Genomic DNA, 22354 nt, shown 5'->3' with positions numbered 1-22354 from the left:
ATCGGGCGGGTGCCCGGGAACCTTGTTGCTTCGCAATAAGAACCCTATCCGTTCACAAAGCTATGCATCGGGCGGGTGCCCGGGAACCTTGTTGCTTCGCAATAAGAACCCTATCCGTTCACAAAGCTATGCATCGGGCGGGTACCTGGGAACCTTGTTGTTTCACAATTAAAAATCCAAGTTGAATTGACAACTTGGATTTTTAAATTTCATCTAATTTAGTTTTTTTCTTTAATATCATTTAAGATATTCTTAATGTCTGTTAAGATTTCTTCTTGAGTTGGACCAGCTGGAGCTTCTTCAACTACTTCTTCTTTCTTTCTGCTTAACTTATTCATAGCTTTTACCATCATAAATATACAGAATGCGATAATTAAAAAATCAACAACATTTTGAATAAATGCACCATATTTAAAAGCAACTTCTGCAATTTCTTTAGACTTATCTGCCGCTTTTAAGACAATTTTTAGATCTGAAAAATTAATTCCACCTGTTAAAATTGAAATTAATGGCATTAAAACGTCATTTACTAAGGATGTAACGATTTTTCCAAATGCTCCACCTATAATTACACCGACTGCCAAGTCCATTACATTACCTTTCATGGCAAATTCTTTAAATTCTTTTAACATAAACTTCCTCCTATAAATAAAATATGATAAAATGTGTTATAATAAAATATAAGTACATTAAAATCATTCAGTTTGTTAGTACCCAATTTTAAGTATTTTAATCATTTAGGAGATTAATATGTTACAAAAAATTATAGTTAGTAACTGCGCTAGTGCAAAATTTCTAGAACTGTTAGAAAATGAAAATATTAAATATATAAAAAGTTTAAATAATGAAAAATTTAATAGAAATTATAATGACCATGTTGATTTAAGTATTTTAAAAATCGATGATGATATTTATATAGAAAAATCTGTTTATAACTATTACAGAGAGTATTTGAGTGAATTTAATTTAAAAAAGATAGATGTATCAAACTTTAAAAACGGAGAAATAGTTTTAAACATAGCAAAAAATAGCAAATATTTTTTTCATAACGAAAAATTTACCACAAAAGAAATTTTTGAAAAACTAAGATTAAATAGAGAATATATAAAGATAAATCAAGGCTATTCAAATTGTAGTATGATTTGTTTTGAAAATCATATAATAACAAGCGATGAGGGTGCATATAAGACTTTAAAAGCTCAAAATATCAATGTTGAACTCGTTACAACTGAGGGAATTGTTTTAAATGGATATAAAAAAGGATTTATTGGCGGAACTTGTGGTTTCATTTTTGATGATATTTTATTATTTTATGGTGATGTGACAAAATATCGAGATTATGATATAATTAAACGCATAGCTGATGAAGAAAATGTGAAAATACTCTATCCTAAAGATGAAACTTTTGTTGATTTAGGTGGAATTATTTCACTCTGGAGGTAATTATGGGATTTATTAAACCGAGCAATGTTGTTGGTACAATGGAACTTTTACCAAATGAACAAATTTTGTTTGACAATGTTAAAAATATAATTGAAGATACTTTTAAAAAACGTGGTTTTTTACCAATAGATACGCCAATTTTTGAAAAGAATGAAATTCTTTTGGCTAAGGGTGGCGGAGAAACTACAAAACAAATTTTTAAAATCGACTCCGAAAGCAAGGACATTTCTTTAAGATTTGATCTTACTGTGCCTTTGGCAAGATATGTTGCTCAATATTTTAGCGACTTAAATTTTCCTTTTAGAAGATATCATATAGGTAAAGTTTATCGTGGAGAAAGAAATCAAAAGGGAAGATATAAGGAATTTTATCAATGCGATATTGACATTATTGGGAATGGAAAACTTAATATCAAAAATGATGCAGAGCTTCCTTATATTATTTATGAAATTTTTTCAAAAATTATTAATGAAAAATTTGCGATTAATTTTAGTAATTTAAAAATTATTAATGGACTTTTTGAAAATCTGGGTATAGACAATAAAGCTGATATGCTTCGAATAATCGACAAGATTGAAAAAATTGGTTTTGATAAAGTTGTAGAAGAACTTAAAAATACAGGACTTGATGATAATAGTTTAGAAAAAATTATAGAATTTATAAAAATTTCAGGAAGTAATGAAGAAATTATCGAAAAATTAAATTCATTAGGAATTTCTAATGAACTTTTTGAAAAGGGTGTTGAAGAACTTAAAGAAGTTTATGATTGTATGAAACTTTTTGGAATTCCAGAGGATTGTATAAAGATTAATCTGACTATTACAAGAGGTCTTGATTATTATACCGGAACTGTTTACGAAACATTTTTAGAAAATTATAGACAACTTGGAAGTGTTTGTTCAGGTGGAAGATATGATGATTTGGCAAGTAATTATACAAGTCAGATTTTACCGGGAGTTGGTATTTCTATTGGACTTACAAGATTATTTTATCAACTACTTGATAAAAATTTATTTAAAGAAATTAAGACTAATAGCATTGACGCTTTAATTATTCCAATGGAAAATTGTTATGATTATGCTATAAAACTATTGAATAAATTTAAAAATAGTGGTAAAATGATACAAATATATTTTGAAGACGCTAAGATGAAGAAAAAAATATCTTATGCGGACAAATTAAATATTCCTTATATAATCATAGTCGGTGAGGACGAAAAAGAAAATAATACTTACACTGTCAAAGATTTAAAGACTGGAGAACAAAAGACTGTTGATTTCGAAGGATTATTAAAGTTAATATAGACATTGAAGTAACGAGTAGGACTTAAGCGCTTTAAGAGAGGATGAAACGTGGCTGGAATTTCATTTAAGAATGCTATTTGCCGAAAACTATTACGGAGTCTTTTATTTAATTAAGAAGTAATTAGGGTGGAACCACGAGTCATCGTCCCTACAGTTTTGTAGGGATGAGGCTCTTTTTTTATAGGAGGATAATATGGAAATGATTAAAGTTACATTCCCTGACGGGTCTGTTCATGAATTTGAAAAGGGTGTAAAGATTTTAGATGTTGCAATTAGCATTTCAGAGGGTTTTGCAAGAAATGTTTTAGGTGCTGTTGTTAATGATGATATTATAAAAGGTTTAAGCGAAACATTAAAAGAAGATTGTGCTGTTAAATTCGTAAAGTTTGAAGATAAAGAAGGAAAAGAAATTTTCTGGCATACATCAAGTCACGTTATGGCTCTTGCTATTCAAAGACTATTTCCAGATACAAAATTTGGAATAGGCCCTGCAATAGACAACGGATTTTATTATGACTTAGACTCAGAACACAAATTCACACCAGAAGATTTAGAGAAAATTGAAGCAGAAATGAAGAAAATAATTAAGGAAGGCTTCTCTGTTGATAGAAAAGAAGTTGATAGAGACTTTGCTTTAAAATATTTTGCTGAAAAAGGACAAGACTATAAAATTGACTTAATTGAAGGATTTGACAAAGATGCTGAACTTTCTTTTTATAAATTAGGAGATTTTACTGATCTTTGTAGAGGACCACATCTTGTTGATGTTAAAAAGATAAAAGCTGTTAAACTTTTAAGCATTGCAGGTGCTTATTGGAGAGGTAGCGAAAAAAATAAAATGCTACAAAGAATTTATGGTATCAGTTTTGAAAAGAAAAAAGATTTGGATGAATATCTTGAATTTTTAGAAGACGCAAAGCAAAGAGATCATAGAAAAATTGGTAAAGAATTGGGAATATTTATGATTAGCCAAAATGTAGGTGCAGGTCTTCCATTCTGGTTACCAAAAGGGGCAACAATCAGACGTGTAGTTGAAAGATATATAGTTGATAAAGAAATCGAATGTGGATATGAACATGTTTACACTCCAATTCTTGCAAATATTGACTTGTATAAAACTTCAGGCCACTGGGATCACTATCAAGATAGTATGTTTCCACCAATGGACTTAGGAAATGGAGAAATGTTGGTTTTAAGACCGATGAACTGTCCACATCATATGGAAATTTACAATAATGATGTTCATAGTTATAAAGAATTTCCTATAAGAATTGCTGAACTCGGAATGATGCACCGTTATGAAATGAGTGGAACACTTTCAGGATTACAAAGAGTTAGAGAGATGACTTTAAATGATGCTCATATCTTTGTTCGTCCGGATCAAATTAAAGATGAATTTACAAGAGTTGTAAATTTAATGAAATCAGTTTATGAAGATTTTGATATAAAGAATTATAAATTTAGATTAAGTTATAGAGATCCTGAAAATAAAGAAAAATACTTTGATGATGATGAAATGTGGAATAATGCTGAAGCTATGCTTAAGAGTGCCATGGACGACTTGGGATATGAATACTTTGAGGCAAAGGGAGAAGCTGCTTTCTATGGTCCTAAACTTGACGTTCAAGTTAAAACTGCTATTGGTTTAGAAGAAACTCTTTCTACAATACAACTTGATTTCTTATTACCACAAAGATTTGATTTGACTTATGTTGGGGAAGACGGAAAGAACACTCACAGACCTGTTGTAATTCACAGAGGAATTGTTTCTACAATGGAAAGATTTGTAGCTTACTTGATTGAAGAATATAAAGGAGCATTTCCAACTTGGTTAGCACCTGAACAAGTTAAAATTTTACCTATTTCAGATAAATTTAATGACTATGCAAATGAATTACAAAAAGAATTTGCAAAAAAAGATATAAGAGCAGTTGTGGATGACAGAGCAGAAAAAATCGGATTAAAAATCAGAGAAGCACAACTTGCTAAAGTCCCATATAGTTTAATCGTTGGAGAAAATGAGGTAAACGAAAGAACTGTTTCAGTTAGAAAACGTGGAGAGGGAGATAAGGGCTCAGTGAAATTTGAGATATTCCTTGAAATGATTTTGGAAGAAGTAAATTCAAAAATTGTAAAATAATAAAAATAAAGAACTTATATTAAACAAAAAAAGCTATTGAAGCAAAACTTCAATAGCTTTTTAATTGTGAAACAGCAAAGTTTCCGGGAACCCACCCGATGCGAAGTATCGTGGAAGGGTGGGGTTCTTATTTTACCAAAACATTATTATTAACGCAATTAGATTATTTAAAAAGTGTCCGAAAACACAAGGCAATAAAGATCTAGTTTTTTTGTATATTAAACAACCAATAAAGCTTGGTACTATATACAAAGGAACTAAATACAATCCGTCGTGAATTAGAGCAAATATAAATGCTGAAATAAACGATGGAATGATGACTTTCAAAAAAATTCCTTTATCTTGAAAAATTTCATGGAAAAATGTAAATATACCATATTTAAAAGCAATTTCTTCTCCAATTGGAGCTGATAATAACATATTTACTATTAATATCTTATTATATTGTAAAGATTTGAAAATACCTTGAGTATTTTCACTTCTAAAATTTAGTCCTAATAACTGATATGAATATGAAACTATGATATTCCATAAAATCATAAATATACCAAGTCCAACTCCAAATAATAGTAACTTTATTAAAGTTCTCTCAGATTTTCTTATTGAAATACTATCACTTCTATTTCTACTTAAGAAAACTCCTATTATAAATGTAATAAGTATTGCAATAGAACTCACTACACTTATAATGAAATTCTTAAATGCTTCTTCGTCTTTCAATAAATATGGATTGTCTTGAAAGAATTTTGATACTGACGGCAAATTCATCAAATTTTCAAAAATGGTCTGATTATTTAAAGCTAAAAAAAGTACCACTGAAATCAAAATTGGAGTTACAAAATAATTTAAAATTAAAAATAAAGATTTTTTATTAAATTTTTTTGTTTTAATTTCAGGACTTGATAAATTTACATTTTCTATTGAATCATCCATTATTTTCACCTATTATTCGCTATCAACACCTTTTTCTTTTGAATATTCAACTAAATTATCATAATTTTCTTTAGAAATTATAATCTTACCAGTTTTTCTTGAAATACAATTTCTATCAAGTAATTCGTTTAAATATCTGTACATTGTTCTTTCATTAATCCTCAAGTAGTCTGAAATAACTTTTTTAGTCAAAGTAATTCTAACAGGGAATTCTACATCAACACATTTTGATAAGAAAAACTCAATTAAGTTTTTCTTTCTACCATAATTCTTTGTTAAATCAAATGTAGCAATTGAGTGTTTTGCAAAATCCAACAAGAAGTGATTGTAAATTTTTAAAAGTTCAATACTCTCAGCTTCTTTTTCAAATCTTTCAACAGGAATTCTAATAAGTCTTGTATCTTTAAAAAATGCAACACTCTTGTAGAAATCATGTTTGTCATCCATAAATTCGAGTAATCCAAATATGGAAGTATTAGTTATGTGATTAAAGACGATTAACTCTCCAACAGGTGTGAAGTGAACAACATTGGCACTTCCTCTAACTAACAAATATAAATAATCTAATTTGTCATTTTCTTTGATTATAACAGTTTTTTTCTTAACTTTAAGAACAGTGAATTCTGAATATAATCTTCTATCAGTTTTTAAATCAAATGTCTTATCGATTAAAACTTTTCTTAATAATGTAACTAATTTACTCTCCATTAACATTCCTCCTTAAATATTATTGTACAATAATATTATAATATAAAAATGACAAAAAATAAATAGTAAATTATAAAGTTTGTGAAAAAAATTTAGTTAATAATGGTTTAATTTGAAAGTTTTTACCATAAAAATTTTTAGAAAAACGATTGACAATCGATTGCTATTTATGCTATTATAATAGTACAGATAGAGTTTTTATGAAATTTAATTATACTGAGAACGCTATCAAAAAAGTATATTATTTTAAATGACTTTATTTTATTGAATTTTCGTTGAAATAAGGTTAAATTTTTTAGAGGAGGCTATTATGAGTAAAAAAAATCTGGTACTTCAAGTATTTATAGCTTTTATTGCAGGTTTGATACTTGGAGTTGTGTTGTGGTTAACGAAAGTTGATATTACAAAATATACAAAAATCGTTTCCCCATTTGGTCAAGTTTTGGTTGCAATGTTAAAAATGATTGTAATACCTGTAATATTTTTGTCCTTAATTGATGGAGCAGCTTCTGTTCCTACAAAGGAATTTGGGAAAATTGGGATAAAAGTAATAGTTTGGTACTTTTTAACTTCACTTTTTGCAGCAGTTTTAGGTTCAGTACTTGCGATAGGATTTAACCCTGGATCAGGAGAAGCGCAACAAGCTGCGTGGAAAACTCTTATAAATCCACAAAATACTTCTGAAATTGCTAGTAAAGCTAACAGTTCATTAACAGATGTATTTATCAGTATGTTCCAAAATCCGTTCAAAGCTTTGGCAGAAGGTAACTTCTTAGCTATTATAGTATTTTCTATAGCTTTTGGACTTGCACTAAAGATGATTTCCGAAAGAGCTGAATATTCAGGAAAAGTTAAGACTTTACTTGAAATAATCGACGTTGCAAAAGAAGCTATATTCAAAATTGTAGATTGGATTTTAGCATATTCTCCAATTGGGGTATTTGCTCTTACTTCAGTAAACTTTGCAAGTTATGGTTCATCATTATTTGGACCTTATATTAAACTTACAATTGGTGTTGTACTTGGAATTTTTGCCATGGTAGTAATAGTTTATCCTTTAATGATGGCTATCACATTAAAAGTAAATCCTTTCAAGGTTTTGGTGAAAATAAAAGAACCAATGCTAACTGCATTTGTAACAAGAAGTTCTGCTGCAGCACTTCCAGTATCTCTTAGAGTTGCAAAAGAAGATTTAAAAATAAGCGAAAATATTTCTTCATTCGCATTACCTTTAGGTTCTACAATCAACATGGATGGAGTTTGTATCCACTTACCAATGTTCGCAATTTTAGCAGCTAATATGTTTGGTGTTGAAGTTACATTTGTTTCACTATCAGTTTTAGTATTAACAACTGTACTTGCATCAGTAGGAGCGGGTGGAGTTCCAGGGGGAAGTTTAATGTTACTATTTATAATCTTACAAAATATGAAACTTTCTCCAGATCAAATAGCTATCATAGTTGGTCTTGCATTAGGAATTAACCCAATACTTGATATGTTTGAAACTATGAATAATGTTACAGGTGATATAGTTTGTACTTACAGTGTTGCAAAACTTTCAGGCTTGGTAGATGAAGATAAATAATTATATAAAAAAATTAAAAAAGTAAGTAAATAGATAAAAAGGTCGATGTTTTTTACATTGACCTTTTTTGTGAATTAAGATATTATATTGTTGATAAGTAAATTATATCATTAGAATTAATCATTTAAAAGACTCAATTTAAGTTTGGAGGTAATTCAATGGAATATAGAATAATAAATATTAAAGACAATATAAATGTTGTAAAAATTGAAGATGAAAAAATACTAATATTCGATGAACAATCAGCTTTAGATGTGTTTATGAGTTTAGCTTATGAAACGGGAGAAAATAAATTTATAATTAGCAAAGATAATTTAATAGAAGATTTTTTTGATTTAAGAACTAAAATAGCTGGAGAAATTCTACAAAAGATAATAAATTATAAAATGAAATTGGCTATTATAGGAGATTTTTCAAAATATAAAAGTAAATCTTTAAGAGATTTTATATATGAATGTAATAGTGGAAGAGATATATTTTTCGTTGAAAATGAATTTGAAGCTTTAAATTTATTAAGTTACAATTAAAGATAAAAATATAAAAATTTGGTTAATAATTTTTTAGTATTGGGTATATATTTTGCAAATACATATTGTTTTCAATAATAGAGGAGGTGCAGTTTGAAAGAACAAGTTGGGAAAGTATTCTCCATAGCTAAAGATAATAAAGCACTAGAAGGATGTACAATATCAAAAGAGGTACATGGAGGAGAAAATTACATAGCATATTTTTCTATGGCAGAAGATACAGATATAAGTGCAGAATTATTCCCTTATTATAAGCTGTTGATTGTAGCAGAGGGAGAGCTTGAAGTATATGGATTTTCTGAAAATATTAAAAAAGTAAAAGTAGGTGAATGTATTGTAACACCAATTGAAGTTCCAGTTGGTATGAGAACTAAATCAGGAGCAATATTCACTGAAATTGCAATAAAAAAGGAGGACTTTATGAATAAGTTAGTAAAAGCGGGAGAGGTTTTTAAATTAGGTGAATTATTACAATACCAAGAAGGTAAAATCGTAAATATGGACGTAGTTCACAATGATAAAATGAAGTTTGTATTAATGGCATTTGATGCGGGAACAGGTCTATCAGAACATTCAGCACCGGGAGAAGCAATAGTATTTGCATTAGATGGCGAAGGAATAATCGGATACGAAGGAACAGACCATGTAATAAAAGCAGGAGAATGCTTCCACTTTGCAAAAGCTGGAAGACATTATGTAAAGGCTGAAAAGAATTTTAAAATGGCATTACTTTTAACTTTGGAATAAAAAGAGAAAATTTATATAAGAATTAAATATAGGATGAAACGACCATATTTTGGTCGTTTTTTTGTGAAAAAATAATCATTTTTTGAAGTTGTTTTAGGATTAACGTTAAGCTAAAAAGTAAAGGATTATCTCTAACACGTCATCTCGAGTGTAGCGTGCCCTAACTTTGTTTGTTTACTTGTAAATAAAAGTAGAATTTACAGAAATAATCACATCTTATGATACAATTCTTATTAAGATTTCATAAAGCTCTGTAACTTGAAATTTTTATAGTTTTATATAAATACTATTATTCAAAAATTAAATAGTTTATTTAGGGTATAATAAAAACATATAATTTTAAATCATTTTTGAATTAGTATAAAAAGTGGTTATATTAAATGTATCAATACCTTGGATACCTTGAAAGATGGTGCTAATATGAGTAACAAAAATATAAAAAAAGAATGTGAAGAACTATGGGCGAAAAATAAATATTATGTACTAAGCAAATCTCATAAAACATATTTAGAGATAAGAGAGTATTTGAAAGAAAAAGAAGTAGATATTTTAGTTCTAAATGAAAAAATACAAAAAGTAAGAGATATGAAAGAAAGCAAAAAAGATTTTAGAAATGCTATTCTTCATGTATGGGGATATTTTAAAGAAAAATCAAGTGAAATTGAAAAACAAGAATTATTTAATATATTAGAAGAATATATGGAAGGAAAAAATAATCAGGAATATGTAATTGAATATATCAATATTTTACTAACTAGATATCCAAATAAATATTTACAAGAATCAACTTTATTAATAGGAGAACAGTATGAGACTTTGGCATGAAAAAATTATTCATCTATTGCCTAAAAATCAGCTTCTTGGACAACATAGAGAATGTTGTGCACTTAGGGGAAATGGATGGAAAAAGAAACATAAAACTGTAGATTATGTATTTTTATATTCTCCATATCACTTATTTATGTATCATTCATTAGTTATGGATGAAATGGAAAAAAGAGGGTTTAAAGTATCTATAGAATGGAAAGATAAGAATTATAGAGGAAAGAAAGCAGAAAGTTATAATAATCTTGAAGAAAAAATTACAGATACCCCAATTTACAAAGAACACAATAATGAATATTTGATTGAGTGTTTAGAAAACTTAAGAAAAAAAGGGATACAATTAGAACTATAAAAGATTGATTATATAATATGACCTCCTAAATCCTATGTCTGAGTTTAGGGGGTCATACAATATAAAAAACAAAAAAATTCATGTCATAGCAACTTAAAGAAAAACCACAAACACGTCATTTTGACTAAATCGAAGCTGAGTGAAGTGAATCTTACCCTAACTTTGATTGTTTACAAACAATAGTAGGTCTGACGAGAGCAATTGTACCTTCTGATGCAATTGCGCTGGAGATTTCATAGATAATTTAACTTCTTTAAAAGTAAATAAATCATTATCTTAAACAATTATTTATGTTATAATTAATATGTATATTGCTAATACTTTTACAATATTATTCAATAATTGTAATTAGTATAATTTAAGAATAATAAAAAAATTAAAAATAATTTAACATTTAGAAAGGAAATTGTTGTATGTATGAAATAATCATTTCTGTTGTAACATCTTTAGTTTCAGGATTTATTTTTTGGCTGATTTTCACAAAGATACCAGAAATTATTAGATATAGAAAAGTAAGACCTGTAGTTGAATATGATGTAAATGTAATTTCCATGTATATTTTATTTTATCTACAAATGGCGTTTGACAATCGTGGCATGAGGCCTTCAGTATCTCAAAACAAAATAAAAGCAAATATTTTTAGTGAGGAAGAGTATGATTTGATGTTACAAAATAAATGTTTAAATGAATCATATTTATATGATGAGAACAAAGATTATTTGATACCTATAGGGAATGAACTAGATAGACTGTCAAAAAAAATTGTTGAATAGGTAGAAAGCTTAAGTTTTTATCATAATTTTATGACTTGTAAGGAAATTATTTTGTTAAAGAAAATAAAAGAGGCTATTACATGTTATTCATATAATGATAATGCAAAAAATGAATTTAATGGTAGAGTTTTCTTTCCATTTAATCCAAATATAAGTTTTATGGCAAATAATTTTAAGACTATTAATAATTACTTTTATGAGCTTAATAATATAATTTTTAAATACAAATATTTAAGTAATGATTTAAATAGATATAAGTATGATTTAATATTAGAAAAGTCAAGGGTGTTTTATGAGCAATGAATGTATAAAAAAGCTTATAAGTGTTCACTAAAATCTTCTGATATTATTGGGAAACATGGAATGATGTTTAAATGTTTATATAAATTAGGAAAAAAAGAAAAAGCTTTAGTACATTTAGGGATATATTTTAATAAATTGGAAGACAATTTTAACAAAAATCTTCTTAGGTTAATTACTTTAAGAGGTATATTTGAAGATTCCTATCATGATGAAGAAGTATTTAATTTTGTAAGATTAAAACGAGATGAGGATGAAATAGAAGAGTTGTTGACTTATTTTCAAGTAGAAGAAGAATTAAAGAGTAACATAAAAGAACAACTTTATAAACTTAAAAGTTATTATGAAAATAGTTAAAAAGTTTGTCTTAAAGATAATATGGATTTAGTAAGTTTTGAAGAGTCTTAGCTGAAATACAATTCCATGGAATTAAAGGGATAATTAATATAAGAGAAAACTATAATCACAATTATTAAAATCTATTGATTTATGTATTGTTAGTTTAAAACTAATATAACACTAATGTTATATGATAGAATTAAGAAGTGTCATTTATGATATTAATTTAGCAAATTTAAGAAAGTTGAATAAGAAATACTAAAAAGGTTTATATAAAATTAATTTTGTCATAATATTAATCTTTAGAGAAGTAGATTTAGAAATTGAGGTGAACTATGAATATAAAGTTAGTTAGAATAAGCGTTGAGGACACAGAAAAATTATGGGAAATGCAAGTTCAAGCATTCCAAAAATTATTGGATAAATATCAAGATTTTGATACTAATCCTGCAAATGAAACTAAAGAAAAGATCAAAACTAAATTACTTCAAGAATATACTTTCTTTTATTATATTTATGAGGAAAATAATATCGTTGGTGCTATTCGGGTAATTGATAGGAGAGAAGGAAGCAGAAAAAGAGTAGCACCTGTATTTATAATGGAGAGATTTCGTAATAGAGGGTTAGCTCAAAAAGCTTTCTATGAAATAGAAAGAATTCATGGTAAAGGTAATTGGGAGCTTGATACAATATTTCAAGAAAAAGGAAACTGCTACTTATACGAAAAATTAGGATATACAAAGACTGGAGAAATTGATAGAATAAATGATAAAATGGATATTATTCACTATATAAAAAATTAGGAACTCTCAGTTATCTAAGTTGAAAAATATATATAAACTAAATAATTCATGTCATAGCAACTTAAAGAAAAACCACCAACACGTTATCTCGAGAGTAGTCAATCTAGCCCTAACTTTGCTTGTTTATAAGCAATAGTAGGTCTGACAGGAGTAACTGTATCTTTTGATACAATTGTTTTGAATATTTTATAAAGCTCTGTTCTTAATTATATTTTAGTATTATTTAATATACAAGAACGTATCTGACAAAAAAATATAAATATTTCACATCAAATTACTTTTAAAAGTAAAGCTCTTAAAACGTCATCTCGACCGAAACGAAGTGAAGTTGAGTGAAGTGGAGAGATCTCATACTTTTGTTTACAAGTAAACAAAAGTAAATTTATTTGGAGTAATTGTATTTTCTGGTATAATTGTTTTGGAAATTTCATTGATATTTTCAAAAGTGGGGATTACTATGGGAATCTCATAAATACTCAATTGTATTTATAAATTGCTTTTTACATTTTATTTGAAAAAATTCTTAAAATATCCGTTTAAAAAAGACAATTAACAGTATCATTTTGGAGATTATTCATATATAATATGGGTAAATAGTAAATGACTTTTTGACATAAAATTGGAGGTATTTATGATTTCTAAAATAAAAACATTGGAAGAAGCTAGAGAATTATCAATGAATATTATTAAGGCTAAGGATTTAACTTATGAACAAAAGACTTCTCAACTTGCAAAGCTTGCAGAGAATTTGAATGATTTTCCTGTAAGTTCAGTTAATGAGAGAATTTTTGAAATTTCTGAAAATGGAGGTTTCTGCGATTTGTGGGAAGGTCATGCGCCTTATGCGCCGAGATACATTTGCCCTAATTATCAAAAACTTTTGGATGAGGGTTGTAAGTTTTTACGTCTTGAGAAAGCTGAAACTTTGCTTGATGCCATTAACAGTTTATTGATTTTTTATCATCATGTTCCTTCTATAACAAGATATCCAGTTTATATTGGGAAAATTGATAAGCTTTTAGATCCATTTATTACAGATAGAGAGGAAGCTAAAAAGTTAATTAAGTGGTTTTTAGTTTCTTTAGATAGAACAATTAATGACAGTTTTTGCCATGCAAATATCGGTCCTGAAAAGACTGTTGCAGGTGAAATTATTTTAGAATTACTTCCAACTTTAAATAATGTTACTCCAAATATGACTATTCTTTATGATGAAGATATTACACCTGACGATTTTGGAGAAAAGGCAGTTTATGCATCTCTTTTAACTGCAAATCCTGCTTTTGCTAATGATAAATACTATAGAAAAGATTTTAATGGAGATTATGCGATAGCAAGTTGCTATAATGGACTTCCAATTTCAGGTGGGGCATTTACTTTAAGTAGATTAAGACTTGGTTCTCTTGCGAGAAGTTCAAGTTCAAAACAAGATTTCTTTGATAGAGTTTTGCCTGAAGCGATAGATTTAATGTGCAATTTTATGGAAGGAAAAATCAGATTTATAGTTGAAGAAACTCCTTTCTTTGAGGAAAACTTCTTAGTTAAAGAAGGTTTTATCGAGCTAGATAGATTTGTTGGACTTTTTGGAGTTGTAGGACTTCATGAGTGTGTTCAAAAACTTTTAGAGTTTGAAAGTAAAGATTTAGTGTATGGAAAAGACGATTATGCCAACAATTTAGGGCTAGAAGTAATGGATTTTGTAGAAAATAGAGTTAATTCATTTGAAAGTAAGTATTCAACTTTCTGGAACCATAGATTTATGCTTCATTCACAAGTTGGGGCTCAAGATGATATGGAAGATAGTGCAGGAGTTAGAATTAGAATTGGTAAGGAAATACCGATGTATGACCACATTAAACATTCAGCTTTATTCCATAAGTATTTTCCGTCAGGAATTGGCGACCATTTTCCGTTTGATGAAACTGCTGAAAAGAATCCTGCTGCTGTTTTAGATATTTTTAAGGCTGCATTTAGATTAAATATGAGATATATTTCATGTTATGGAGAAAATGGCGATTTGATTCGTGTAACAGGATATTTAGTAAAGAAATCTGATATGCAAAAATTTATTGACGGAGAAAGTATCAGCTATGATACTGTTCAATATGCAAGAGAGGCTTTTGAAAAATATCATTTATTAGAACGTAAGGTTAGAGATGTCAAATAAAGGAATTATAAATAAAATAATAGATATGTCGGTGGTAGACGGACCTGGAAACAGGACGTCTATTTTCCTACAGGGTTGTAATTTTAACTGTTTTTATTGTCATAATCCTGAAACTATTAGACATTGTATAAATTGTATGGAATGTATTCCGTCTTGTCCGACTAAGAGTTTGAAGAATGTAAATGGAAAAATAGTTTGGAATGATAAAACCTGTATAAATTGTGATGAATGTATCAGGGTTTGTAAGCATCTCTCAAGTCCAAAGATTTACAATTGGACAGTTGAAGAAACGGTCGAAAGAATAAAAAAGAATATACCTTTTATAAGGGGGATTACAGTTAGTGGTGGAGAATGTACTTTGCAACATACTTTTTTAACTTCTCTTTTTACAGAGGTTAGAAAGCTTGGTCTTACTTGTTTTGTTGATACAAATGGTGGAATACCTTTAAAGAGACTTCCTGATTTTGTTGAAGTTTCAGATGCTTTTATGCTTGATATAAAGGCTTTTGATAATGAGGAACATCTTTTTATAACTAAAAGTAAGGTTGATGTAGTTTTAGAAAATGCTGAATATCTTGCAAGTATAAATAAACTTTTTGAGATAAGGACTGTAACGATTGCTGGAATGGACAATAGAACTACAGTTGATAAAATTACAAGGATGCTTTCCAAATACATAAAAAAGGGACATAACATTAGATATAAAATTATAAAATACAGAAAATATGGAGTTAGAGAAGAATACAGTATGTTTTCAGCTCCAACGGATGATGAAATGGAAGAATTAAAACAAATAGCAATCAGAAATGGATTTGAAGATGTTATTATCGTTTAATTTGTATTAGAAAATTTTTTAAGGGACTATGTGGTGCATAGTTCTTTTTTTATAGAAAAAAATTATATATACAAACTTGTGCATAAGAAAAAATTATTATACTTATATGACATAATATGATAAAATATTAGTATATATTTATTTTTAACGGAGGATAATTATGAAAAATAAAAACATATTAGCTTTAGCGCTACTTTGTGGATTTTCTTTTTCACAAGTGAGTTTTGCTGATAGTGAAACTGTGATTTACAACAAAGAAGGAATCACAGTAAATTTAATCGCAGATGGCGAAGGAACTTTTAAGATTTCTGTTGAAAACAAGAGCTCAAAAGATATGGTAGGAGTTAAAGTAAAGACAGAAGATATAAAAGGTCTTAAAATTGTTAAAGGTAAAGAACTTGAAATCGGTGATGTAAAGGTCGGAGAAAAGAAAGTTTTAGAAAATGAAAAAATACAATTTGAAGTTGTAGAAGCTATTAAGGATGGAATTAAAAAAGGAAAACTTTCTAAAACAGGTATTGCAGGAGTTTACAAAATCAATGTAACAATTGCGGTAGCGGGAATTGTTGGAGTTATTTGTGTTTTAGTTTCTAAAAAGAGAAATGCAAAAAAACTTTTATCTGTTGCAGTTGGTACAGGAATTTTGATGTCTTCAGTTTTGGCTTATAACTCAAATGCAGAAGGTACTTATAAAAATTCTGCCAATTTATCCGGAAATATAGAAATAAAAGGCAAAACTTACGACTATGTCGGAGTTTTGATGTGGAATGATGCAAATTCAAAAGTAGATGAAAACAAACCTGACGAAAACAAGCCAGATGATAATAAGCCTGATGAAGAAAAAGATAAGGTTGTAGAGTTTGAAGATAAAAATTTGAAAAAGTTCATTTTGGATAAGTTACATGCCTATGAAGGCAAAGATAGCTTTGAAGCAGAAATGAATGAATACAATTTTAAACTTAATGATAAATCATATAGAAAAGATAAGAATTCCAATGAAATTTATAAGAGCGATTTGGAAAAAATTGAATCTATTGGAATCAGAGGAATGGATGCTGCTGAAGAAAATCTTATAGAAGTTAGCAGTATCAAAGGGCTTGAATATTGTAAAAATTTAAAAACTCTTACAATTTCTTCCGGAGAAATTCCTGATGATAATGAAGAAATAAGATATTCAGAGGGAGCTATTAAGGATTTAACACCTCTTGCAGGTCTTAAAAATCTTGAATTATTAAGACTTTCTCATAATGAAATATCTGATGTTTCTCCACTAAAAGATTTAACACAATTGAAATTTTTATATATTTCACATAATAATATTTCTGATATTAGCTCATTAAAAAATCTTTCAAATTTAGAAAATTTTGATTTTGCAGTGAATAAAGTTTTTGATATGAGCATTGTTAAAAACTTTAAAAAATTAACTCTTTTAGATATCTATTCAAATAAAATTTCTGATATAAGTTATGTTAAAGAGCTTGAAAAATTGACTTATTTTAGAGCGGATAACAATAATATTGAGAATATTAGTGTTTTAAAAAATTTGAAATTATTGGAAAATCTAGATTTAGGAAATAATAAAATAAAAGATATTTCTGTAATAAATGGTTTGACAAAGCTAAATAAATTGAGTTTAAAGGGAAATAATCTTGACAGTTTTAAATTAAATAAACTTACAAAACTTGAAGATTTGAATCTCGAAAATAACAAAATTTCAGATGTTACTTCCTTGAAAAATCTGAATAAACTTACAAGCTTAAATTTGAATAAAAATAATGTAGAAAATATTGATGCTGTGGGCAATTTAAAAGATTTAATTTACTTGTATTTAGACAAGAATAATGTAGAAAATATAAGTGTTTTAAAATCTTTAAATAAACTTTCAAATTTAATTTTATCTAATAATAATGTTTCTGACATTTCTGCACTTAAAGATTTGAATGAGCTTTCAAGTCTTAAACTTGATGGAAATAAAATAAAAGATTTTTCACCAATAAATGATAAGAAGGGAATATTCGAAAAAGTTATTCACAATCAAAATGTTGATTTAGAAAATGTGGAAGTTAGCGAAAAAACTTTTGAGATTGAAAATCCTTTTGTTGGACTTGAAAAGATTGCCAAAGGTGGAAATATTAAAGTTAGCACTGATAATGAAAATATATCAGTAACTTTGGAAAACGGAAAGCTAAAATTCAATTTAACATCTGACATTTTCAACAATATTACAGATAGCGGTTTAGAAGTAAAAGTTAAATATGAATGTGAAAACGAAATGGACTATGCGAACAATCCTACTGTACTGAATTTGAAAGTAAAATTAGTTAAATCAGCTAAAAAATATGTTGAAATTGAAGATGCAAAACTTTTAAAGGTAATAAATAAGAATTTAGATAAAAATAGAGCTGATAATCAAAAAGTTACAGTCGAAGAAATGGAAAGTTTAACAGAATTATCAATCTTTTTAAAAGAAGATGGAAGTGCTGATTTTAGTGAAAATGCAAAATATTCAATTCTTGGAGTTCCTCAAAGTTTAGCTGGAACAAAAGATTTTAAATTTGCTGTTACTAGGGGTATGAAGAGTATTAAAGGTTTGGAATATGCAAAAAATTTGAAGAAATTGAAATTAAATGAAAATGAGATTTCAGATATTTCTCCTCTTAAAAATTTAACTAAATTGGAATACTTAGAAATTCAAAGAAATAGAATTGTTGATTTAAAACCACTTTCAAATTTAACAAAGCTTACTTTCTTGAAATTATATAACAATTTAATTGAAGATATAACACCCCTTTCTAATCTTACAAATCTTAAAGGATTGGATTTGCATTATAATGTAACTGTTGAGGGAGATGAACTTCACAAGAAAATTTCTAAGGGAATTACAGACATTTCTCCTTTAAAAAACTTGAAAAAGCTTACGTTTTTAGATATTTCAGCTAATAGAATAGAAGATGTTTCAATTATTAAGGGTTTAGATAAAATTGAAGATTTAGATTTTTCAGGAAATAGAGTTAAAAATTATGAAGGATTAGGAGATTATATTGCTGAAAGATTGGAAAAAGCATTAAATGAAGGAATTGGAAGCATGCAATTTTCTGGTCAAGGAGTAGATTTTGGAAAAACTGTTGAAGTAAAAGGGAAGGAAGTTTCTTTTACAACGCCTTTTAAAGGAACTAAAGAACTTGGAAATTCATTGGCACAAGTTTTCGGAGCGGAGGAAGCTTTGAATCCATTTGGTGAAATAAGTACCGGAGTCGAAGGAATAGAAGCCAGTTATGATTTAAATACAAACAAGATAAAGCTAACTTTTTCAGATGAAGTTATCGCTAAATATAAAGAAAAAGAGTTAGACCTAAATTTAAAAATGTCATTAGAAGAATATACTTGGACATTGAAGAATGTAAAACTTAAATTTACAGAATAATTTATATAGTGAAAAAGGAGGTTGGATTAATCTCCTTTTTCTGCTTTTACTGTTATAAAAATATTTTTTGTGATATAATAATTATAGATTTATGCCTTATGATAAAGCTGTAATTATTTTATCATAATAACCAAAATTTAATTGTCAAAAAGAAATTATGATATAATAAAATGTAATTTATATTTAGAATTTAGGAGGGGAAATTTGTTAGAGATTATTTTAAATTCTTTAGAAGAATGTGATAATTTTTCTAAAAGATTTTCGAAAACTTTAAAAAATGGTGATGTGATTTCTTTGGTTGGAGATCTTGGGGCTGGGAAAACTACTTTTACTAAATTTTTGGGAAAAAATTTAGGGATAAATGAAGATATTACCTCTCCAACTTTTAATTTAGTTAATTTATATTCTGGAAAGTTTGAGTTTAATCATATGGACTTATATAGAATTGACTCTCCGGAAGAACTTTATCAAATAGATTATGAAAATTACTTTTATCCTGATGGTATAACAGTGATAGAATGGGCGGAAAATGCCGATTATTTATTACCTAAAAATTTAATCGAGCTTGAGATTTTAAAAATTTCTGAAAATTCAAGAAAGATTGTAATTAGAGGAAATAATAAAAGAGAAATTGAAATTATAGAGGAATTACAATGAAAATTTTAGCAATAGACACTTCAACAACTCATAGTTCTTGTGCCATAATGGAAGATAATAATATTGTTGGGGATTTTAGTATTAATCAAAGTATGAGCCATAATGAAATTTTGCTTGTTATGGTTGATGAAATGCTTAAAAAATTAAATATTGATATAGAAGATATTGATTTATTTGTTGCAGTTACTGGTCCGGGCTCTTTTACGGGAATAAGAATAGGAGTTACGGTTGTAAAGGCTTTGGCAATGGCTTTAAATAAGCCAATGGTTGCCGTAAACACATTGGAGGCTCTTTCTTTTGGAGTGTTTTCCGACAAAAAGAAAATTCCTTTAATTGACGCCAGAGGTGAAAGAGTTTATTATGGAGTATATGAAGGATTAAACAACGAAAATATTGTATCTCCTGCACTTTTAACTATTGATGAGCTTTTGGAAGAATTTTCAGATAAAGGAGAATTTGTTTTTGTAGGAGATTGCGTTAATTTATATAAAGATCGAATTTTAAAAAATAAAAATTTTGAGATTGCCCCTGCTTGTTTGAACAGTTGTGTTTCAAGAAATGCTTGTGTGATAGGCAAAAGAAAATTTGAAAGTGGAGATATTTCAGACTGTTTTAACTTAAGTCCAGAATATGTAAGACTTTCACAAGCACAAAGAGATATGGAAAATAAAGGAAAATAGATGATTTTATGTAGATATGCCGAAAATGAAGATGTCTTTGATATTCTAGCTTTGGATAAGGAAAATTTTTCCAATAATTTTGATGAAAAATTTTATTTAGAATATATAAAAAATCAAAGAGTCATTGTAGCAGAAAACGAAAAAAAGGTAATTGGATATATTCTATTTAATCAAATTTTAGATGAAGCTGAAATCTACAAAATAGTTGTTTTAAAAGATTTTAGAAAAAAACAGATTGCTTTTAAAATTTTCGAATTTTTACTAAATGAATTAAAGAAAAATAATGTTAAAAAGATATTTTTAGAAGTTAGAAAAAGCAATATTCCTGCAATTAATCTATATATAAAATGTGGATTTATAGAAATTAGGGAGATTGTTGACTACTATAGCAATCCGAAAGAAAATGGAATTATGATGTTAAAAGAGGTAGTTTGATGGATGATATTAAAATAATGGCGATAGAGAGCAGTTGTGATGAAACAAGTGTTGCTGTTGTAAAAAACGGTAGAGAAATTATTTCGAATGTAATTTCTTCTCAAATAGATATGCATAAAAAGTTTGGGGGAGTTGTCCCTGAGGTTGCAAGCAGAATGCACCTAGAAGTAATCAATAATATAGTAAGAGAAGCTTTGGAAGAAGCAAAAATTACTTTAGATGATATCGATGCAATAGCTGTAACTAAAGGGCCGGGTCTTGTAGGAGCTTTGCTTGTTGGAATTTCAGAAGCAAAGGCGTTATCCTATGCTTGTAAAAAGCCACTGGTTGGAGTTAATCATATGAAGGGACATATCTGTGCGGCTTTGATAACTCATAAAGAATTAGAACCTCCATTTATTTGCCTTTTGGTTTCTGGAGGACATACTTATTTAGTACATGTAAAAGACTATAATAATATGGAAGTAATTGGAAAGACTATTGATGATGCCTGTGGAGAGGCTTATGATAAAGTTGCTAGATGCTTGGGAATGAATTATCCAGGAGGCCCTGAAGTTGAAAGACTTGCAAAATTTGGAAATGATGAGGCAATAGATTTTCCAAGAGTAATGCTTGATAAAAACAGCTATAATTTTAGTTTTAGCGGATTAAAAACAGCTGTGCTTAATTATTTAAACAGTAAAAAACAAAAAAATGAAGAAATATCAAAAGAAGATGTCTGTGCAAGTTTTCAAAGGGCTGTTTTTGATGTGTTGATTTATAAAACTGAAAAGCTAATGAAAGAGAAAAACTTAGATACTCTTGTCGTGTCAGGTGGTGTATCTGCAAATAATACATTAAGAGAAGAAATAAATAAAATGAGTGAAAGTAATAATTTTAAATCATATTTTCCGGATAAAGTACTTTGCACAGATAATGCAGCTATGATTGCGTCATCAGGATATTATGAGTATATTTTTGGAGTAAGAAGTGATTTAACACTAAATGTTGAGCCGAATTTGGAGCTATAAAATTATCAAAAAATTTTGTGAAAAAGTGTTGACAATAAAAAAAATAAAGTGTATAATATTCGGGTAACTGTTTGACAAGTATGTTTTAAAGAAAGATTTAATCGTATTAAAACTTTAAAAAAAGTATTGACAAATTACAAGTTATGATATATAATTATTAGGCAGTCAATTTTAGAATAAGGATTGATTGATGAGGCCCCATGGTCAAGCGGTTAAGACATCGCCCTTTCACGGCGGTAACCCGGGTTCGAATCCCGGTGGGGTCACCACTTTATTTTTAATTGGTTTGTTGGTTATATTTGGGCGCATAGCTCAGTTGGGAGAGCATCTGCCTTACAAGCAGGGGGTCATAGGTTCGAGCCCTATT

The 22354-nt window shown here is 28.1% G+C and carries 22 protein-coding genes and 1 tRNA gene; 20 read left to right on the top strand and 3 right to left on the bottom strand.

Going from position 1 to position 22354, the window contains the following annotated elements; translation table 11 throughout:
- Positions 1-218: 218 nt before the first annotated feature.
- On the bottom strand, positions 219-632 hold the full coding sequence (gene mscL / locus VJI93_RS07520; RefSeq protein WP_324000271.1) for a large-conductance mechanosensitive channel protein MscL: 414 nt from the start codon (positions 630-632) through the stop codon (positions 219-221).
- A 118-nt stretch (positions 633-750) separates the two neighbouring features.
- Here mscL and VJI93_RS07515 point away from each other — a divergent pair, with 118 nt between their 5' ends.
- From VJI93_RS07515 to thrS, 3 genes are all read left to right on the top strand, one after another.
- Positions 751-1443, top strand: coding sequence for a DUF6873 family GME fold protein (locus tag VJI93_RS07515; protein ID WP_324000272.1), 693 nt, complete (start codon positions 751-753; stop codon positions 1441-1443).
- A gap of 2 nt (positions 1444-1445) precedes the next feature.
- Positions 1446-2747 (top strand): histidine--tRNA ligase, encoded by a 1302-nt coding sequence (gene hisS / locus VJI93_RS07510; RefSeq protein WP_324000273.1) that lies wholly within the window; start codon positions 1446-1448, stop codon positions 2745-2747.
- A gap of 193 nt (positions 2748-2940) precedes the next feature.
- On the top strand, positions 2941-4887 hold the full coding sequence (gene thrS, locus VJI93_RS07505; RefSeq protein ID WP_324000274.1) for a threonine--tRNA ligase: 1947 nt from the start codon (positions 2941-2943) through the stop codon (positions 4885-4887).
- Positions 4888-5019: 132 nt separating this feature from the next.
- Here thrS and VJI93_RS07500 read toward each other — a convergent pair whose 3' ends face one another.
- Both VJI93_RS07500 and VJI93_RS07495 read right to left on the bottom strand, forming a co-directional pair.
- Positions 5020-5820, bottom strand: a complete 801-nt coding sequence (locus VJI93_RS07500) for a CPBP family intramembrane glutamic endopeptidase (protein WP_324000275.1) — start codon at positions 5818-5820, stop codon at positions 5020-5022.
- Positions 5821-5832: 12 nt separating this feature from the next.
- Positions 5833-6528 carry a Crp/Fnr family transcriptional regulator gene (locus VJI93_RS07495; RefSeq protein ID WP_324000276.1) on the bottom strand — a complete coding sequence of 232 codons (696 nt, stop codon included), beginning with the start codon at positions 6526-6528 and terminating at the stop codon, positions 5833-5835.
- A 310-nt stretch (positions 6529-6838) separates the two neighbouring features.
- Here VJI93_RS07495 and VJI93_RS07490 point away from each other — a divergent pair, with 310 nt between their 5' ends.
- The 17 genes from VJI93_RS07490 to VJI93_RS07410 all read left to right on the top strand — a co-directional run bounded on the left by VJI93_RS07490 (position 6839) and on the right by VJI93_RS07410 (position 22256).
- Positions 6839-8113, top strand: coding sequence for a dicarboxylate/amino acid:cation symporter (locus VJI93_RS07490; RefSeq protein ID WP_324009220.1), 1275 nt, complete (start codon positions 6839-6841; stop codon positions 8111-8113).
- Between the two features lie 158 nt (positions 8114-8271).
- Complete coding sequence (locus VJI93_RS07485; protein ID WP_324000278.1) at positions 8272-8640, top strand: DUF4180 domain-containing protein; 369 nt, start codon at positions 8272-8274, stop codon at positions 8638-8640.
- A gap of 93 nt (positions 8641-8733) precedes the next feature.
- Positions 8734-9387: a cupin domain-containing protein gene (locus VJI93_RS07480; RefSeq protein ID WP_324000279.1), complete on the top strand. Its 654-nt coding sequence runs from the start codon at positions 8734-8736 to the stop codon at positions 9385-9387.
- A gap of 420 nt (positions 9388-9807) precedes the next feature.
- A complete protein-coding gene (locus VJI93_RS07475) occupies positions 9808-10212 on the top strand; it encodes a YbgA family protein (protein WP_324000280.1) in 405 nt (134 codons plus the stop codon).
- The gene (locus VJI93_RS07470; protein ID WP_324000281.1) at positions 10196-10564 is read left to right on the top strand and encodes a TIGR02328 family protein; all 369 of its coding nucleotides are present in this window, start codon (positions 10196-10198) and stop codon (positions 10562-10564) included. Before VJI93_RS07475 ends, VJI93_RS07470 begins: the two co-directional genes overlap by 17 nt.
- A gap of 413 nt (positions 10565-10977) precedes the next feature.
- Positions 10978-11337, top strand: a complete 360-nt coding sequence (locus VJI93_RS07465) for a hypothetical protein (protein WP_324000283.1) — start codon at positions 10978-10980, stop codon at positions 11335-11337.
- Between the two features lie 51 nt (positions 11338-11388).
- Positions 11389-11640 (top strand): hypothetical protein, encoded by a 252-nt coding sequence (locus VJI93_RS07460; protein ID WP_324000284.1) that lies wholly within the window; start codon positions 11389-11391, stop codon positions 11638-11640.
- The gene (locus VJI93_RS07455) at positions 11641-11994 is read left to right on the top strand and encodes a hypothetical protein (RefSeq protein WP_324000286.1); all 354 of its coding nucleotides are present in this window, start codon (positions 11641-11643) and stop codon (positions 11992-11994) included. It begins immediately after the preceding gene.
- 317 nt (positions 11995-12311) lie between these two features.
- Positions 12312-12779: a GNAT family N-acetyltransferase gene (locus VJI93_RS07450; RefSeq protein ID WP_324000288.1), complete on the top strand. Its 468-nt coding sequence runs from the start codon at positions 12312-12314 to the stop codon at positions 12777-12779.
- Positions 12780-13410: 631 nt separating this feature from the next.
- On the top strand, positions 13411-14946 hold the full coding sequence (locus tag VJI93_RS07445; protein ID WP_269753225.1) for a YjjI family glycine radical enzyme: 1536 nt from the start codon (positions 13411-13413) through the stop codon (positions 14944-14946).
- Positions 14936-15781 (top strand): YjjW family glycine radical enzyme activase, encoded by an 846-nt coding sequence (locus VJI93_RS07440; protein WP_324000290.1) that lies wholly within the window; start codon positions 14936-14938, stop codon positions 15779-15781. The genes VJI93_RS07445 and VJI93_RS07440 overlap by 11 nt, the downstream gene beginning before the upstream one ends.
- A 160-nt stretch (positions 15782-15941) precedes the next feature.
- Positions 15942-19205, top strand: a complete 3264-nt coding sequence (locus VJI93_RS07435) for a leucine-rich repeat domain-containing protein (RefSeq protein ID WP_324000291.1) — start codon at positions 15942-15944, stop codon at positions 19203-19205.
- Between the two features lie 204 nt (positions 19206-19409).
- Entirely contained in the window at positions 19410-19862 is a 453-nt protein-coding gene (gene tsaE / locus VJI93_RS07430) for a tRNA (adenosine(37)-N6)-threonylcarbamoyltransferase complex ATPase subunit type 1 TsaE (RefSeq protein WP_324000292.1), read from the top strand.
- On the top strand, positions 19859-20542 hold the full coding sequence (gene tsaB / locus VJI93_RS07425) for a tRNA (adenosine(37)-N6)-threonylcarbamoyltransferase complex dimerization subunit type 1 TsaB (RefSeq protein ID WP_324000293.1): 684 nt from the start codon (positions 19859-19861) through the stop codon (positions 20540-20542). Before tsaE ends, tsaB begins: the two co-directional genes overlap by 4 nt.
- Positions 20543-20977 (top strand): ribosomal protein S18-alanine N-acetyltransferase, encoded by a 435-nt coding sequence (gene rimI / locus VJI93_RS07420; RefSeq protein WP_324000294.1) that lies wholly within the window; start codon positions 20543-20545, stop codon positions 20975-20977.
- Complete coding sequence (gene tsaD, locus VJI93_RS07415) at positions 20977-21987, top strand: tRNA (adenosine(37)-N6)-threonylcarbamoyltransferase complex transferase subunit TsaD (protein WP_324000295.1); 1011 nt, start codon at positions 20977-20979, stop codon at positions 21985-21987. Before rimI ends, tsaD begins: the two co-directional genes overlap by 1 nt.
- Before the next feature lie 194 nt (positions 21988-22181).
- Positions 22182-22256: transfer RNA gene (locus VJI93_RS07410), tRNA-Glu, on the top strand.
- The last annotated feature ends 98 nt before the right edge of the window (positions 22257-22354 follow it).

The organism is Parvimonas sp. M20, from assembly GCF_035282425.1.
Classification (GTDB): Bacteria; Bacillota; Clostridia; order Tissierellales; family Peptoniphilaceae; genus Parvimonas.
Note: the sequence above shows the minus strand (reverse complement) of the source record. Positions and strands in the feature narration are given on the sequence as shown.